Below are 16430 nucleotides of genomic sequence, written 5' to 3'. Positions count from 1 at the left end.
TGAAAAATAATGTAAAAATTGGCGATTTAAATGTTAAAAATTAACATTTTACTTATGTTAATTTTTAATTAAATATCTAAAAAAAATTAATTATTTATAAAATTACTTTGTTTAAACTAAATAGATTTTTATTTATAAGCAATTTGTGTTATTAAATTGATAATTAACATAAAGGTTAGTCAAGAATAATTTAAAAATTTACCATAATTTAACAATAATCTCATTAAAAGTGCAGAACTTTGCAAAAGTAAACTTTTAAACTATTTCAAAAGATGAGGTTAAACTCAACTAAGCTTTTACTTGTAGGAGCTTTTGCCTTAATGGCATCATTATCTTTCGCCCAAGTTGTTGAACCAACAGATTCTACAAAGGTTGAACAGGACGAAAACGTATCTTTAGGAGAGACATTAATTATTGGTAAAGGAGTAATCGATATCGTTGAAGATCGTAAAACTCCGGTAGCTGTTTCTACAATTAGTAAAGCTTCAATTGAAGATAAAGCGGTAGGAAATGTAGATTTTCCAGAAATCTTTGCTACAACACCATCAGTTTATGTTTCTGGACAAGCAGGAGGGTTTGGTGATTCTCAAATGTTTTTACGAGGATTTAGTAGTCAAAATACGGCTTATTTATTAAACGGACAGCCTATTAACGGGATGGAAGATGGTAACTTGTATTGGTCTAATTGGTCTGCAATGACTGAGGTGGCAAATGCAGTTCAAATTCAACGTGGTTTAGGATCTTCTAAATTAGCTATTTCTTCTGTTGGTGGTACTGTAAATATGGTTACCAGAGCGACAGATAAAAAACAAGGTGGTTTTGTAAGATTTAATACGGGTAACGATAGTTACATGAGTGCGACAATTTCTTATAACACAGGAATGAAAGGTAAATGGGGAGCATCGTTCTTATTTAACCAAACATCTATGCATAGATCTTGGGCGCAAGGGACAAGTGCTAATTCGCAAGCCTATTTTGTTTCTGTAGGTTATAAACCAAATGATCGTCATAACATTAACTTTATGATTTTTGGTGCGCCACAAGAACATGGTCAAAACTATTCAACAAAAAGTGAAAAGCAGTGGGCTGAAGCTGAAAAGTACGGCTATGGCAAAAAGTATAATACAACTTATGGCTATTTAAACGGTAAAGGAGAAAATCTAAGAACTAACTTTTACCACAAGCCAGTAGCTAACTTAAACTGGGACTGGACAATTAATGAGAATATGAACTTATCTACAGTACTTTATGCTTCAACAGGTACAGGAGGAGGAACTTCTGGTGTTGGTAGAGCTTCAAGTACGTTAAAAAATGGATTAGTTGATTTTGATTTAATTCAAGGTAACAATATGTTAGATCCAGATGGAATTGGAAATAACGGAGGTAAAGATATTAACGGAGTTAACAATGTATCAAATGGTGCAATTCGTACTTCGGTAAATAACCATTTTTGGTATGGAGGAGTAACAAATTTAAACTTTGATACTAAAACCGGGTGGAACTTCAACTTAGGTGCTGACGTTCGTTTTTACCATGGAAATCACTTCCAACAAATGAGTAACTTATTTGGACTAAAAGGATGGTCAGAAGTTAACAAATCAAATGGTCAAACAGTTGTTGTAACAGAAACTTTTGGAACTAATCCTTGGTCAGCATTATTCAAATCAGCTAAAAAAGGACAAAGAATATCAAGAGATTATTCTGAGGATATTAACTACCAAGGAGCTTTTGGACAAGTTGAATATTCTAATGAGATCTTTACAGTATTCGGTCAAGGAGCAATCTCTAACCAATTCTACCAAAAATTTGATACTTGGAATTATGGAGGTGTAGAAGAAGCTTCTAAAAAAGTAAACAAAACAGGGTGGAATGTTAAAGGAGGTTTGTCTGTTAACATTAACGATGAAAATACTGTTTTTGCAAACGCAGGACGTTACTCTCGTCAACCATTCTTAGATAATGTATTCGAATATAATAAAGTTGATTTACGTGAGCCAAATGTAGAGAACGAGGAAATTACAGGTTTCGAAGTTGGTTACAAGTATGAAACAAGAAACTTAAGAGTAAACATTAACGCTTACCATACAAAATGGGGGAACCGTTTCTTAGGTATGTCTGGATCAATAATGCAACCAGATAATACAACTAGACCAATTTATACAGCTTATACTGATATTGCTCAAATACATAAAGGTATTGAAATTGATTTTGATGCTAAAGTTTCTCAAGCATTCAGCTTATATGGATTCGCATCTTACGGTGATTGGAAATATGACGGAGAAACTCCATTCGAATCTATGTACACAGATGATGATACAATTTTCGAGAAAGGGAATGTTGATTTAACAGGAACATATATCGGAGAGGCAGCTCAATTTACATTTGGTATGGGAACAAAAGTTAACTTCACAAGAAACTTATATTGGGATGTAGATTTTATGTACAATGCTCGTGCATATGGACAAGTGAATCCAGAAGATGTTGTTAAAAGCGCATTAAAAGGAGAAGTTTATCAAGCAGAAAAAATCTCACCTTTTGCTCGTGTTAACACTGGAGTAGCTTATGAGTTTAAATTTGGTAAGCAAAAAATCAAATTTAGAGGAAATGTACGTAACTTATTCAATGATCAATATGTAAGTAGAATTGATAGAAATGGATACGGATATGCAGTAGGTAGAACTTGGAATGCAGGTGTTACTTATAGCTTCTAATAAGAATTAATATTTCTTAACATATTCAAGCGGACTTAGTTTTAAGTCCGCTTTTTTATTGATATTTGATAATTAGACGGTTGACTTAAAAAGATAAAATAAATAAATATTTATTTAAAACAATTCTAAATAAATATTTTTTAAGAATAATTATTCATTTAATAATGAATTAATATGTGTTTGAAACTTTTTAACTATTATTGATAAAATATGTAACGTTACACTATTTTAATTAATATATAATTTTTAATAAAATTAATGGTGTGTAATTATTATATTGATAAAATAGTTAAGTTTTAAATGAGTTATAAGAAAAAAAGGATTTTATCTTATAATTATTCTTAATTAACATAAGGTTTATAACCATTTTAACATATATACACCTCAACTTTGCAAAAGTAAACTTTTAAACTATTTCAAAAGATGAGGTTAAACTCAATGAAGCTTTTATTCGTAGGAGCTTTTGCCTTTACGGCATCGTTATCTTTCGCTCAAGTTGTAGAACCAACAGATTCTACTGTGGTTGAACAAGAGGAAAACGTATCTTTAAATGAAACATTAATCATTGGTAAAGGTGTAATCGACTTACAAGAAGACCGAAAAACACCTATCGCAGCAACTACAATTACAAAAGAAGTAATTGAACAGAAAGTAGGTGCTAATGATATTACACAAGCATTCGTTAATACGCCGTCTGTATATGTTGCAGGACAAGGTGGTGGTTTCGGAGATTCACGTATTATAACACGCGGTTTTGATCAGTCAAATACAGCTTTCTTATTGAATGGGCAACCAATCAATGGAATGGAAGATGGTAAAGTATATTGGTCTAACTGGGCTGGAATGTCTGATATTGCTAATGCAGTTCAAATTCAACGTGGTTTAGGATCTTCAAAATTAGCTATTTCATCTGTAGGAGGTACTTATAACTTTGTTACAAGAGCAACAGACAAAAAACAAGGAGGTTTTTTTAGTGCAGGTTTAGGTAACGACAACTATTTCAAATCTACTTTAGGTTATAATACAGGTTTAATCAATGATAAATTTGGTGTATCTGTAATGTTGACTCACTGGCAAGGTAATGGATACAACGAAATGTCTGAAGGTCAAGGTCAAAACTACTTTGTTTCTTTCGGGTACAAACCAGCAGAAAATCATACATTAAATTTGTTACTAACTGGTGCTCCACAATGGCATGACCAAAATTCAAGAAACAAAATTTCTGAATTCTTGAAATATGGAAAAAAATACAACAGTAACTGGGGTAATTTAAATGGAGAGAAATTTAATGAAAGAAGAAATTATTACCACAAGCCAGTAACTAACTTAAACTGGGATTGGGATATTAATGGTAAAACATCTTTATCTACAGTTGTCTATGCTTCTTGGGGTAGAGGTGGAGGATCTTCTTCTGCAGGTACTAAAATTGGTGAAGATGGACAAAGAAACTTACAAGAAGTTTTCGATAAACAATCACTAGAGGGGGGTGAAGCTTCTGCACGTATTTTATCATCTGTTAACAATCACCAATGGTACGGAATGGTTTCTAACTTAAACCGTAAATTGACAGAAAACTTAAGCTTAAATGTAGGTTTTGATTTAAGAACATATAAAGGAGAGCACTTCCGTCAATTAAACAATACTTTAGGAGCTGATTATTATACAGAAAAATACAATAAACAACACCCAGGATCTTACCAAGTAAATAAAACTTATTCAAGAAATCCATGGAAAGCGTTAAATGATTTTGCTGATAATTACTCTCAAAAATTAGGTTGGGATTACAGCGAAAGAATTAACTACGGCGGATTATTTGCTCAAATAGAATATGCCAAAGATAATTTAACTGCATTCTTTCAAGGGTCTGTTTCTAACCAAGGAAATCAACGTTGGGACTACTTCAATTACGAAGAAGGAAAAGAAAAATCAGAAAAAGTTACAAACTGGGGGTACAACTTAAAAGGAGGTTTAGGTTATACAATTGCTGATAATCACCAAGTATTTGCTAATGCAGGATACTATTCTCGTCAGCCTTATAATGATAACTTATTCATGAATTACAAAAATGATATTAACCCATTTGCTGAAAACGAAAAAATCTTAGGTTTAGAATTAGGATATAAATTTAAAGCAAGAAATTTCTGGGCTAATTTCAATGCATATTATACAACTTGGGAAAACAGAATCACTTCATCTAGTAAATTTATCGATGAAAACGGTGATGCTAATTATCCAGGAATTGCAAATGCATATGTTTATACTGTAAACCAAGGAGTGAAACAAGAGCACAAAGGTGTTGAGTTAGAATTGAATTATAAACCAGTTCGCGAATTAACTTTAACAGGTTTCGCATCTTTAGGAGATTGGAAATATAAAGGTCAAGCAACTACAACTGATTATGATGAAAATCAAAATGTTCTTGGAGCTGCAAGAAAAGAAAACTGGGACGGTTTAAAAGTTGGAGATGCAGCGCATACTCAATTTGGATTAGGTGCAAAATATGAATTCTTAAAAGGATTCTCTGTAGACGCAGATTATCGTTACAACGGAGATTTATATTCTTCTAAAGTAACTGAAAAAGATGGTAACTTAGAATTACCTTCTTATAATATAATGGATGCTGGTATTACATGGACTCAAAAATTGACTCCAAAAAATAGATTATCATTACGTTTTAACGTTAATAATGTATTTAATCACATTTATATTTCAGAATCGAGCACTAATATTCAACAAGCAGATGGTGTTGATAACTACAAAGGAATTAACGTAAACAACCAAGTTTACTTCGGTTACGGAAGAACATGGAATGCTTCGGTTAAATTCACTTTCTAAGAAATATAACATTTCATTATCATAACAAAAAGACGAACGCATGAAGTTCGTCTTTTTTTTGTGTTTACCTTTACTAAAATTTTATAGAAAAATGATTCAACCCGATTTTCTAAAAGAAGGTGATAAAATAGCAATCGTTGCGCCTGCAAAACGTATGTTGCAAGGCGAATTAGACGAAGCAATAGAGTTAATTAAATCTTGGAAGTTAGTTCCAGTTCTTGGAAAAAATATCTATACTGAATATGATTTTGGCTACAAATATGCTGGAACAGATGAATTAAGAACCGAAGATTTTCAGTGGGCATTAGATGATGTTGAGATCAAAGCAATTTGGTGTGCTCGTGGTGGATATGGTTCTGTAAAAATTATTGATGAATTAGATTTAACGAACTTTAAAAAACATCCAAAATGGATTATAGGTTATTCAGATATTACTGTTTTTCATAATCATTTTAATCGTTTAGGATTTCAGACATTACATGGTGTTACAGCGAAGAAATTAGCTAATACTACTTATCATCCTACATCTTATCAAAGTGTTTATGAAGCATTGTTTGGACATGAAATTAATTATGAAATTCAATCACATTCATCTAATAATTTAGGCGAAGTAAATGGAGAATTAATTGGAGGGAATTTGTCTATTGTTTATTCTCTTTTAGGAAGTGAATCTGCAATTTCAAATCCTTCTGAAAAAATTTTATTTTTGGAAGATTGGTTCGAGAATTGGTATGCTGTTGATCGTATGTTAATGAATTTGAAACGAAATGGAATCTTAAATCAAGTAAAAGGAATTATTCTTGGAAGTTTTACACATATGGATACCGAAGAAGAAAATGCCGAAAACTATAATCTTCCTTTTGATCCTAAAACGTATGAAGTGATTCATAGTTTTACAAAAAATCTTAATGTTCCTGTAGTTTATGGCTTTCCAGCTGGACATACAGGTCATAATGTAGCATTAAAAATGGGTGCAAAAGTTCATCTAAATGTTACCTCAAATAATGTAAATTTGTATTTTATAGATTAAATATATGAAACAAGATAGTTTAACAGTGATAAGTCACCCATTAGTAAAAGCTAAAATTACGCAAATGCGTGACAAGAACACGACAACAAAAGAGTTTGGTGAATTAGTTGACGAAATTTCTGGCTTGATGTGTTACGAAATTACACGTAACATAGAGCTTGAAGAAGTTGAAGTGGAGACGCCAATTACCAAAACAATCGGTTACAAATTAAAAGGAAATGATATGGCGATTGTTCCTATTTTGCGTGCTGGGCTGGGAATGGTAAAAGGAATTCATCAATTAATTCCTACTGCAAAAGTAGGTCATATTGGTCTTTATCGTGATCATGATACACTACAACCAGTTGAGTATTTATGTAAACTTCCGTCAGATTTAAGTTCGCGCGATGTTATTTTGGTTGATCCAATGTTAGCAACAGGAGGTTCTGCAATCAAAGCAATCGAAATTTTAAAAGATAAAGGTGCAAAGTCTGTCCGTTTAGCTTGTTTAGTTGGTTGTCCAGAAGGTGTAGAGGCTGTTCAGAATGTATATCCAGAAGTGCCTATTTTCTTAGCAGCATTAGATGAAAAGTTGAACGATAATGGTTACATCGTTCCTGGTTTGGGAGATGCTGGAGATCGTTTGTACGGAACAATGTAAAAAACTTTGATGAGTAATAGTTACGATTTCGGAAAAGAAGCAGAAGATTTTGGAGTGAAGTATTTAACCGAAAAAGGGTATAAAATTTTAGCAAAAAACTACTTTTTTAGAAAAGCTGAAATCGATATTATTGCACAAACTGAAAATGAAATTATTATTGTAGAAGTAAAAGCGAGAACGTCAAATTACATTTCAGAACCTGAAACTGCAGTTAATGCAAAGAAAAAGAAGTTGTTAATTCTTGCTGCAGATGATTTTATTCAGAAAAATAATTTTATTTGTGAAGTTAGATTTGATATTTTAGCACTTTTAAAAATACAACAATCTTGGAGCGTTAATCATATCCAAAATGCATTCGACGCTTCAGAAATATAATCAACTTATATGGAGGTAATTATGAGTCTTTTTGACTTTATTATGCATATCGACCAGCATTTAGCAGAGTTTGCGAATGAATATGGTTTATGGCTTTATGCAATTTTATTTTTAATCATTTTTGTAGAAACAGGTGTGGTTGTAATGCCATTTTTACCTGGTGATTCGTTGTTGTTTGCGGCAGGTATGTTAGCGGCACAAGAAACAAATGATATGAATGTCTGGATAATGATTGCGATTCTATTGGTGGCTGCGATACTCGGCGATACCTTGAATTATACAATCGGAAAGACAGTTGGATACAAAGCAACTAAAGTGAAAATTTTTGGCAAAAATTTCATTCAAGAAGAACATATTAATAAGACGCATGAATTTTACGAAAAATATGGCTCTAAAACAATTGTAATTGCTCGTTTTGTTCCAATCGTAAGAACTTTAGCGCCTTTCGTTGCAGGAATTGGTCGAATGGGGTATTCTATTTTCTTAACTTATAATGTAATTGGAGCTATCCTATGGGTTGTAGGATTAGCACTTATAGGTTACTTCTTAGGAAATATAGAATGGATTCAAAATAATTTCTCAAAAGTAATTTTGGGAATTACAATCGTTTCTGTTCTTCCAATCTTTATAGAAATTATAAAAGAAAAGTTCGGTAAAAAAACACTATCAGAACAAAAATAAAAATGAACATATAACTCGACTTCGGTCGAGTTTTTTTATACATTTAATCCATGGAAATTTTAGATTATTTACTGCATATCGATCAATACTTAGAAGCTATTCTAAACGATTATCAAAATTGGTTTTACTTAATCCTGTTCTTATTAATCTTCATCGAAACTGGTGTAGTGATTATGCCATTTTTACCAGGCGATTCGTTGTTATTTGCGGCAGGAATGTTAGCAGCAGCTTTCCCAGAACAATTGAATATTTATATTGTATTAGGCTTACTTTGGGTTGCGGCAATAGCGGGTGATACGATTAACTATACGATCGGAAAAACTTTGGGGACGAAGTTAGTAACAGCAAAAGTATTTGGTAAACGAATTGTAAAAGATTCAGCCATTCAAAAGACAGAAGATTTTTTCACCAAGTACGGTTCAAAAACTATCGTAATTGCACGTTTTGTTCCGATTGTACGAACGTTAGCTCCTTTTGTTGCGGGGGTTTCTAAAATGCATTACGGCACATTTATCAAGTATAATGTTGTAGGAGGAAGTGTTTGGGTTTTTGGAATTACCTTGGCTGGTTATTTTTTAGGAACAATTCCTTTTATCAAAAACAATTTTGAGATTGTTGTAATGTTGATTATTGTGTTCTCATTATTTCCTATCATAATTGAATTTTTAAAAGAAAAAAGTAAGAAATAAATTTGTATCTTAATTCTTCCAATAATAAACACAAATTTATGAAAAACGTTTTCACTCTTTTTTATTTCTTTATTTCAGTTGTTCTATTTGCGCAAGAGGGCTATCCTACGCCTCCAAAATCGGTAAACAGATTGTTTTATATTCAGCACAACGATAATAAGAATACGTTTGTATACGATGCATCTTTTTCTGCTAAAGGGTTATTAAATGAGAATGAACCTGTCGATATTTATCGAATTTTATACGCAGAAAATGGAGAAAAAAAACCTTTAACTTCTATTCAAAAAAAATTAGCTTACGGATTAGAGATCATAAAAAAGGAAAAGAATGTTTATCAGTTAAGTTTAGTGTCATATCCAATTCAAAAATTAATCTTAAAGCTTGATAATGAAAATAAACCAATTGTTCAAACAACTGTTAATAACAAGTTGATAACCTTAAATAGAGTTTTCTTGAAACAGAAAAAAGGAACAGCTGGTCTTTCAGTTAAATTAGAATATATCTTGTTTTATGGAAAAGATAAAAACGGAAAATCTATACAAGAGAAAATTGTTCTCTAAAAAAATCTTCATAAATTAGGTTTTCAAAGACAATTTAACATCAGTATGATTGAAATAAAAGAGGTGAAATCACGAAAAGAAATGAAAAAATTTGTCGATTTACCTTTTGAAGTGTATAAAGGAAATCCGTATTGGGTTCCAACTTTAAAGAAAGATGAATTAGCCAGTTTTGATCCAGCTAATACTATCTTCAAAACTGTAGAAGCGAAGTTTTTCTTGGCTTATAAAGGTGAAGAAGTTGTAGGTCGAATTGTTTCGATTATTAATTGGACAGAAGTGAAAGAGTTACAAAAGGCAAAGATTCGTTTCGGCTGGTTAGTTTTTAAAGATGATATTAACATTTTGAAAGCGTTGTTAACAACTGTTGAAAACATAGCGAAGGAAAAGGAATTGACTTATATAGAGGGTCCTATGGGATTTTCGAATATGGATAAAGCAGGTTTATTAACAGAAGGTTTTGATAAAATCGCAACATTAATAGGTCTTTATAATTACGAATATTATCCCAACTATTTGCAACAATTAGGTTATCAACCAAAAGCAGAATGGTTAGAATATTCGATTAATATTGCAAATTTGGCCTCAGTAAAAAAGATGGATAAGCTATGCGAAATGCTCAAAAAGAGATATGAAATAGATACATACCAATTCAACTCTATTGATGAAATGTTGCCTTATGTAGACGAAATGTTCGATTTGTTGAATGTAACCTATGCAGAATTACAAAGTTTTGTTCCAATCGAAAAATACCAAGTTGAACATTATAAAAAGAAATATTTGAAGTTTATTCATCCCGATTTTATTTCTTGTGTCAAAGATAAAAATAACAAAATGATTGCGTTTGCGATTACAATGCCATCTTTTTCAAAAGCTTTTCAGAAAACGAAAGGAAAATTATTTCCGTTTGGTTGGTGGCATTTGATGCAAGCTCAAAAAAAGAATGATCATGTCGAATTTTATTTAATTGGAATTGATCCTCATTATCAAAATAAAGGTGTAAATGCATTGATTTTTAAAGAACTTTATGACCGCTTTATAGCAAGAGGAATTAAGACTTTAGAAACAAACCCTCTGCTTGAAGAAAACATAAAAGTGCAGCAATTATGGAAGAATTTTGATCCAATTGTTCACAAACGTAGAAAAACGTTTTACAAAAATATAGAAGCATAACTTAATGGTTGGAATTTAAATTCTAACCATTTTTAATTACAACACATTGCCCTGTTATTATCAGTATATTTTTTAAAATACAGCAAAGTAAATCAATACGATAATAATGATGACGACTATAATAAATTCAAAAATAGGGATTGTTCTAACCTCCAGATTTTAAATTTCTTTTTCTTTTCGAATACATACCAAACCAACTTATAACCAAATAATGAGCTAAATTTAAGAAATTTATCACAAATGATGATAAAACAATAAACCATTAAAAAAGACTTTAAACAATTTGTTTAAAGTCTTTTAAGTTGTACGGGCGGAGAGACTCGAACTCTCACACCTTGCGGCACTAGATCCTAAGTCTAGCGTGTCTACCAATTCCACCACGCCCGCTTAAATCTCACTGATTTGGATTGCAAATATACACAAGTTTTCTTTCTAACAAAATTTAGAAATAAAATTTTTTTAATCTTTTTTTACATTCTAAATTTGTACAAAGCTTTTACAAAAATGGAAATTACAGGAAGAATTAAAAAAGTATTTGAAACTCAAAATATTACTGCAAGTTTCAAGAAAAGAGAATTCGTTGTTACAACGCAAGAACAATATCCACAAGATATTATAATTGAGTTTACACAAGATAAGACAGATGTATTGAATGCTTACAAACCTGGTGATGAAGTGAAAGTTTCTATCAACATTCGTGGTCGTGAGTGGATTAATCCAGAAGGTGTAGCAAGATATTTCAATACAATCCAAGCATGGAGAATTGAAAATATGGCAAATGTTGCTCCTCAAACTCCTCAGGGATACGATAATTTTCCACCAGCTCCTCCAGTAGAAACTTTTTCTAACGGAGATGACGATGATTTACCATTCTAAGGAAAATAAAACATCAATTCATACTAAACGTGTTCTTTATTGGGCACGTTTTTTTAATTTTAAATAAATTTTAGACAAAACAATATGTATTGGTTAAGCACTGATTTAATCTTTCCTGATTACGACGAAGTAAATGCCGAAGGAATTATAGCTATTGGAGGAGATCTTTCACCAGAACGTCTAATTTTGGCTTATCAGAAAGGAATATTCCCTTGGTTCAATGAAGATGATCCAATTATTTGGTGGTTTCCGCATGATCGGTTTGTGTTGTTTCCCGAAAATTTACATGTTTCGAAATCAATGAAGAAAGTTTTTCGGGATCAAACCTTTACGTATACAGAAAATAAAGCTTTCAGAGAAGTGATTACAAATTGTTCTGAAGCTTATAGAAAAGGGCAAGATGGTACGTGGATTACAACTGAAATGATTGAAGCGTATTGTAAATTACACGAAATGGGAATCGCAAAAAGTATAGAAGTTTGGCAAAATGATGAATTAGTGGGAGGTTTCTATGGAATAGAGATGGGTAACGTTTTTTGTGGAGAAAGTATGTTTGCAAAAGTTAGTAATGCATCTAAAGCTGGATTTATACAATTTGTTGCTAAATATCACAAGAAATATGAGTTGATCGATTGCCAAGTGTACACCCAACATTTGGCAAGTTTGGGAGCGATGGAAATTCCGAGCGATGTTTTTTTAGAATATTTAGAACCATAAAAAAATCCGACAAATGAATTAATAGTCGGATTTTTTTAGGTGATGAATCTATTTATTTCGTGAAATAGATGGGATATTTTAAGTTTTTGAAATCATTTAGATCTGCATTTAAAGATCCAACTAATAATCCCGCTCTAATTTTTAGTGGAACTAAGTTGTTATCATCAGAAATCCACATCGTAACCGATTCAGATTCTTTAAAGATTCGTCCCGATTGTACATAAGGTCGAATTTTGATGGCAGATATTTTACCGAATTTTGTTTTTAAGGTTTCGCGTCCCAAAACTTTCAATCTAAATTTTAATGTTTCGTCACCAAGAAAGATATTTTCGTTCAAATAATCGCCTGTTTTTAATTTAGAATGATCTGCATTACGCAAGCTATAAAAAGCCGATAATAAATCTTGTGCGTCGTACGGAATTGTTTCGGTTGTTATTTTCCCGTCGCGTTTATTTTCTACTTTCGCTTTTCTATTGGCATGGTCAAAATAATAGATTTGATGACGTTTGTAACTTCCTTCTACAATGTTGCGAACAAATTTAGTTGGTTTCAGGTTGCTTTTATCAATATAGGATTCGTAATTGTCATCAACTTTAAAGAAAGCACGTACTGCACCAGTAGAATTTCCTTTTCCTACTATGTGATAATGACTTCTTCCGTTTAGTGTAGCTTCTTTGACATCAATTGTTGCAAAACCTGCATTTAATCCAGAGTAATGAACTCTAAATTTTAGGCTTTCGCCAACTTTATAATTGTCTTGTGCAAGTAGTGGCAATGAGAATGAAAGGAGAATAAAAGTAAAAAATAAAATATATTTTTTCATTTTTGATTTTTTCGTTTTGTGGTTAAGTTTCAAATTGTTTGCCAAAAATAATAAAACGCCCTTATAAATTGATATAAAGGCGTTTTAAATTTATTTTGAAGAATCTTGTAGTCTAATTCTTTTCTTTAAGAGTTGAGATATGATCAGCTTCAGCAGGAGTTTCAAAATCTGAAACATTGATAACCGAAACGATTTCTGGAACATATTTTTTAATAGTCATTTCAACACCAGACTTTAATGTCATTTGGTTGACAGAACATGCAATACATGCACCTGTAAGGCGAACTTTTACAATATTATCTTCAACAGATACTAATTCGATATCGCCTCCATCTGAATTTAAGAATGGTCTAATTTCAGTTAAGGCCTTTTCAACTTCTGAATATTTTTCTTCTGGAGTCATGATCTTTCTTTTTTAATTTTTTGCTGAACAACCTGCCATTGTTGTAATACGTACAGCTTCCGTAGGAGGCAATGTATTGTTACGTTCTACTAAACTTTGTACAGTGTTACGTGCAATTGATTTATAAACTTCAGCTACAACTGTATCTTCTTGCATTGCAGCAGGACGTCCTACATCAGCAGCTTCACGAATTGATTGTACAATCGGAATTTCACCTAAGAAAGGAACACCAATTTGCTCTGCTAAATCTTTTGCACCATTTTGTCCAAAGATATAGTATTTATTGTTTGGCAATTCTTTAGGAGTAAAATACGCCATATTTTCTACAATTCCTAATACTGGAACATTGATGGCTTCCATTTGGAACATTCCAACTCCTTTTTTAGCATCAGCTAACGCAATGTTTTGAGGTGTAGAAACCACAACTGCTCCTGTAATTGGAACTTGCTGAACAATAGATAAGTGAATGTCACCTGTTCCTGGAGGTAAATCGATTAATAAGAAATCTAAATCTCCCCAATGTGCATCACGAATCATTTGGTTCAATGCTTTTGCAGCCATTGGTCCTCTCCAAACAATTGCTTGATCGGTATCTGCAAAGAAACCAATTGATAAAATTTTGATTCCGTAAGATTCTACAGGTTTTATTTTTGTTTTTCCGTTTACTTCAACAGAATATGGGCGTGCATCTTGACAATCGAACATAATCGGCATAGAAGGTCCATAGATATCTGCATCTAATAACCCAACTTTGAATCCCATGTTGGCCAAACTAATTGCTAAGTTTGATGAAACAGTAGATTTTCCAACACCTCCTTTTCCAGATGCAACTGCGATAATATTTTTAACTCCTGGTAATTCTGAACCTTTGATTTCGTTCGGATTTTTTTCTTCTACTTCAACAGAAATGTTAAGTTTAAGATTTGCTTCAGGTAAATTTTCTTTAAATGCATTTTTCAAAGCAATTTCCAAACGCTTGCGTTCGTGCATTGCAGGCGAAGGAGAAACAATATCCAAAATAATATCATTTCCCATCACTTGAGCATTACGCATCCAATTGCGAATACCCAATTCTTCTAATACTTGATATATTTGATCTCTTGTGTAAGCCATCTTTTAAATTTATTTAGACAAAATTACAAAGAATCAAAGACTTTTAAGAATCTAAAAACGTGATTTTAATTGTTTTGCTTTATAATTTGATAAATAGTCTTAATTTAATGTATATTTAACTTTTAAATCTGACTATGGAAGAGCATATTATTTATCTGACGAATATACGTAAACAGATTATTGATGAGCTTGAACAACACTCTCTAAAACAATTACTTTATATACCGGTTGGTTACAAGAATAATTTGTTTTGGAATGCGGCTCATGTTTTGGCTACACAACAATTAATTCATTATTATTTAACCGATAATAGAATGTTGGTCGATATTCAGTTTATACAAAAATACAAAAAAGGAACAATAGGAAATATCGAAGTTACAGCAGATGATGTACAAGAGTTGAAAGAAATGCTTGAAAGTACACCGATGCAATTGTTTAAAGACTACCGTTCAGAAAAATTATCCTATTATCGTTCGTATAAAACAAGTTTCGGAATGACGTTAGAGTCTATTGAAGATGCGATTTTATACAATAATATTCACGAAGCAATGCATTTAGGCTATATGATGGCCATGAAAAAGAATATTCCTTTTTAGAGTATAAAAATTAATTTTAACACTATATGAAAATTCTGAAAAAATTCCTTTTATTTATTGTTGGAGTATTGTTTATTCTAACAATTCTAATGTTTGCTTTGGGGAAACACTATCATTTCGAAACATCAACAGTGATTAATGCACCAATAGAAAAGGTGTATGAACAAGCGAGTGCGTCAAAGAAATTTAATGAATGGAATCCTTGGATGAAATTAGATCCAAATCTGAAATTATCATATTCAGGAAATCAAGGTGAAGTGGGTGACGAATATTGTTGGGAAGGAAACGATGATGTAGGAAAAGGATGTCATATTATAACAGCTTTAGAGCCAAATAAAAAAGTGGCCACAAAAATGATGTTCAAAAAACCATTCGAAAGTGATGCAACTTCAGATATTGTTTTGACAAAAGAAGGGAATACAACAAAAGTCACTTGGAGCATGGACTGCGAGTTAGATTATCCGATGAATTTGATGAAACTAATGATGGATGCGCAAATGGAAAAATCATACGGTGATGGTTTAACAAAATTAAAAGAATTAAGCGAAAAATAAATTACATAAAAAAACGCTACTTTTTGAGTAGCGTTTTTTTATTGAATATTTTAATACTCTAAAAATCGTACTTTATTTTCGATTGGTTGACGAACTCCTTCAGGAGTTTCTTCATTATATTTTCCCATATAGAAAACTCCCACACATTTTTCTCCTTCTTCCATCGTAGTAAACTCATCTACATTCGCAATTACATTCGCAGGTGAAGACCAATAAGCACCAATATTTAATGCGCTTGCCATTAACCACATGTTTTGAACAGCCATGGAAGTTGCAGCTAATTCTTCCCATTCAGGATTTTTATCTGTATCAATAAAATTGATCAAAACAATTTTATTCGATTTGTCACATTTTTCAATTAACGCATTAATTTTTCTGTCACTTAACTGATCTGGAGGAGTACCTTGTACATAAACACGTTTCACATATTCGCGAAAACGATCTTTTACCGCACCTTCTAAAACGATAAAACGCCAAGGTTCTGTTTTTTTATGAGATGGTGCCCAGTTGGCAGCCTCAAAAATTTGATTTAATTCTTCGCGCGTAATTTCTTCTTGCGTGTATTGTGGAGGAAATATAGAGCGTCTATTTTTTATGATTGATAATAAATCGTTTGCATTCATTTTGTAACAATTCTTAATTTTATTCTACTGATTA

Annotated in this window: 17 protein-coding genes and 1 tRNA gene; 13 read left to right on the top strand and 5 right to left on the bottom strand. The window is 31.9% G+C overall.

Annotated features, from left to right (window positions below; genetic code table 11):
* Positions 1-272 precede the first annotated feature (272 nt).
* From NZD85_RS08135 to NZD85_RS08095, 9 genes are all read left to right on the top strand, one after another.
* Complete coding sequence (locus NZD85_RS08135; protein ID WP_260541358.1) at positions 273-2711, top strand: TonB-dependent receptor; 2439 nt, start codon at positions 273-275, stop codon at positions 2709-2711.
* A gap of 438 nt (positions 2712-3149) precedes the next feature.
* A complete protein-coding gene (locus NZD85_RS08130) occupies positions 3150-5546 on the top strand; it encodes a TonB-dependent receptor (protein WP_260541355.1) in 2397 nt (798 codons plus the stop codon).
* A 91-nt stretch (positions 5547-5637) separates the two neighbouring features.
* A complete protein-coding gene (locus NZD85_RS08125; protein WP_260541353.1) occupies positions 5638-6576 on the top strand; it encodes a S66 peptidase family protein in 939 nt (312 codons plus the stop codon).
* A gap of 4 nt (positions 6577-6580) precedes the next feature.
* Complete coding sequence (gene upp / locus NZD85_RS08120) at positions 6581-7216, top strand: uracil phosphoribosyltransferase (RefSeq protein ID WP_260541351.1); 636 nt, start codon at positions 6581-6583, stop codon at positions 7214-7216.
* A gap of 9 nt (positions 7217-7225) precedes the next feature.
* Positions 7226-7591, top strand: a complete 366-nt coding sequence (locus tag NZD85_RS08115) for a YraN family protein (RefSeq protein ID WP_260541348.1) — start codon at positions 7226-7228, stop codon at positions 7589-7591.
* A 9-nt stretch (positions 7592-7600) separates the two neighbouring features.
* Positions 7601-8272: a DedA family protein gene (locus tag NZD85_RS08110; protein WP_260541346.1), complete on the top strand. Its 672-nt coding sequence runs from the start codon at positions 7601-7603 to the stop codon at positions 8270-8272.
* 50 nt (positions 8273-8322) lie between these two features.
* The gene (locus NZD85_RS08105) at positions 8323-8961 is read left to right on the top strand and encodes a VTT domain-containing protein (protein WP_260541343.1); all 639 of its coding nucleotides are present in this window, start codon (positions 8323-8325) and stop codon (positions 8959-8961) included.
* A 38-nt stretch (positions 8962-8999) separates the two neighbouring features.
* The gene (locus tag NZD85_RS08100; RefSeq protein ID WP_260541340.1) at positions 9000-9521 is read left to right on the top strand and encodes a DUF4833 domain-containing protein; all 522 of its coding nucleotides are present in this window, start codon (positions 9000-9002) and stop codon (positions 9519-9521) included.
* A 45-nt stretch (positions 9522-9566) separates the two neighbouring features.
* Positions 9567-10691: an N-acetyltransferase gene (locus tag NZD85_RS08095; RefSeq protein ID WP_260541337.1), complete on the top strand. Its 1125-nt coding sequence runs from the start codon at positions 9567-9569 to the stop codon at positions 10689-10691.
* 305 nt (positions 10692-10996) lie between these two features.
* Here NZD85_RS08095 and NZD85_RS08090 read toward each other — a convergent pair.
* Positions 10997-11078, bottom strand: a tRNA-Leu gene (locus tag NZD85_RS08090).
* A 117-nt stretch (positions 11079-11195) separates the two neighbouring features.
* On the opposite strand from NZD85_RS08090, the gene NZD85_RS08085 reads away from it, so the two are divergent.
* Positions 11196-11567, top strand: coding sequence for a DUF3127 domain-containing protein (locus NZD85_RS08085; RefSeq protein ID WP_260541334.1), 372 nt, complete (start codon positions 11196-11198; stop codon positions 11565-11567).
* Between the two features lie 84 nt (positions 11568-11651).
* Positions 11652-12284, top strand: a complete 633-nt coding sequence (gene aat / locus NZD85_RS08080; protein WP_260541332.1) for a leucyl/phenylalanyl-tRNA--protein transferase — start codon at positions 11652-11654, stop codon at positions 12282-12284.
* Between the two features lie 52 nt (positions 12285-12336).
* Here aat and NZD85_RS08075 read toward each other — a convergent pair whose 3' ends face one another.
* The 3 genes from NZD85_RS08075 to NZD85_RS08065 form a co-directional block, all read right to left on the bottom strand.
* Entirely contained in the window at positions 12337-13107 is a 771-nt protein-coding gene (locus NZD85_RS08075; protein ID WP_260541329.1) for a DUF3108 domain-containing protein, read from the bottom strand.
* A gap of 112 nt (positions 13108-13219) precedes the next feature.
* Positions 13220-13510 (bottom strand): NifU family protein, encoded by a 291-nt coding sequence (locus NZD85_RS08070; RefSeq protein ID WP_171622581.1) that lies wholly within the window; start codon positions 13508-13510, stop codon positions 13220-13222.
* A 12-nt stretch (positions 13511-13522) separates the two neighbouring features.
* Positions 13523-14623: an Mrp/NBP35 family ATP-binding protein gene (locus NZD85_RS08065; protein ID WP_260541327.1), complete on the bottom strand. Its 1101-nt coding sequence runs from the start codon at positions 14621-14623 to the stop codon at positions 13523-13525.
* 134 nt (positions 14624-14757) lie between these two features.
* Between NZD85_RS08065 and NZD85_RS08060 the strand changes: the two genes are divergently transcribed.
* Together NZD85_RS08060 and NZD85_RS08055 are read left to right on the top strand one after the other, a co-directional pair.
* A complete protein-coding gene (locus NZD85_RS08060) occupies positions 14758-15219 on the top strand; it encodes a DinB family protein (protein WP_260541326.1) in 462 nt (153 codons plus the stop codon).
* Between the two features lie 26 nt (positions 15220-15245).
* Positions 15246-15773, top strand: coding sequence for an SRPBCC family protein (locus tag NZD85_RS08055; protein ID WP_260541325.1), 528 nt, complete (start codon positions 15246-15248; stop codon positions 15771-15773).
* Positions 15774-15823: 50 nt separating this feature from the next.
* On the opposite strand, the gene NZD85_RS08050 is transcribed toward NZD85_RS08055, so the two are convergent.
* A complete protein-coding gene (locus NZD85_RS08050) occupies positions 15824-16396 on the bottom strand; it encodes a nitroreductase family protein (protein ID WP_260541324.1) in 573 nt (190 codons plus the stop codon).
* Positions 16397-16430 lie beyond the last annotated feature (34 nt).

Origin of the sequence: Empedobacter stercoris, from assembly GCF_025244765.1 — a bacterium.
Classification (GTDB): Bacteria; Bacteroidota; Bacteroidia; order Flavobacteriales; family Weeksellaceae; genus Empedobacter; species Empedobacter stercoris.
The sequence above is the reverse complement of the archived record's forward strand: the minus strand, read 5'-3'. Positions and strand labels throughout refer to the sequence as shown.

Bases quoted from the DNA above. Each gene is read 5' to 3' on its own strand.
- NZD85_RS08135 (WP_260541358.1), top strand. From the start codon at position 273: ATGAGGTTAAACTCAACTAAGCTTTTACTTGTAGGAGCTTTTGCCTTA.
- NZD85_RS08130 (WP_260541355.1), top strand. From the start codon at position 3,150: ATGAAGCTTTTATTCGTAGGAGCTTTTGCCTTTACGGCATCGTTATCT.
- NZD85_RS08125 (WP_260541353.1), top strand. From the start codon at position 5,638: ATGATTCAACCCGATTTTCTAAAAGAAGGTGATAAAATAGCAATCGTT.
- upp (WP_260541351.1), top strand. From the start codon at position 6,581: ATGAAACAAGATAGTTTAACAGTGATAAGTCACCCATTAGTAAAAGCT.
- NZD85_RS08115 (WP_260541348.1), top strand. From the start codon at position 7,226: ATGAGTAATAGTTACGATTTCGGAAAAGAAGCAGAAGATTTTGGAGTG.
- NZD85_RS08110 (WP_260541346.1), top strand. From the start codon at position 7,601: ATGGAGGTAATTATGAGTCTTTTTGACTTTATTATGCATATCGACCAG.
- NZD85_RS08105 (WP_260541343.1), top strand. From the start codon at position 8,323: ATGGAAATTTTAGATTATTTACTGCATATCGATCAATACTTAGAAGCT.
- NZD85_RS08100 (WP_260541340.1), top strand. From the start codon at position 9,000: ATGAAAAACGTTTTCACTCTTTTTTATTTCTTTATTTCAGTTGTTCTA.
- NZD85_RS08095 (WP_260541337.1), top strand. From the start codon at position 9,567: ATGATTGAAATAAAAGAGGTGAAATCACGAAAAGAAATGAAAAAATTT.
- NZD85_RS08085 (WP_260541334.1), top strand. From the start codon at position 11,196: ATGGAAATTACAGGAAGAATTAAAAAAGTATTTGAAACTCAAAATATT.
- aat (WP_260541332.1), top strand. From the start codon at position 11,652: ATGTATTGGTTAAGCACTGATTTAATCTTTCCTGATTACGACGAAGTA.
- NZD85_RS08075 (WP_260541329.1), bottom strand. From the start codon at position 13,107: ATGAAAAAATATATTTTATTTTTTACTTTTATTCTCCTTTCATTCTCA.
- NZD85_RS08070 (WP_171622581.1), bottom strand. From the start codon at position 13,510: ATGACTCCAGAAGAAAAATATTCAGAAGTTGAAAAGGCCTTAACTGAA.
- NZD85_RS08065 (WP_260541327.1), bottom strand. From the start codon at position 14,623: ATGGCTTACACAAGAGATCAAATATATCAAGTATTAGAAGAATTGGGT.
- NZD85_RS08060 (WP_260541326.1), top strand. From the start codon at position 14,758: ATGGAAGAGCATATTATTTATCTGACGAATATACGTAAACAGATTATT.
- NZD85_RS08055 (WP_260541325.1), top strand. From the start codon at position 15,246: ATGAAAATTCTGAAAAAATTCCTTTTATTTATTGTTGGAGTATTGTTT.
- NZD85_RS08050 (WP_260541324.1), bottom strand. From the start codon at position 16,396: ATGAATGCAAACGATTTATTATCAATCATAAAAAATAGACGCTCTATA.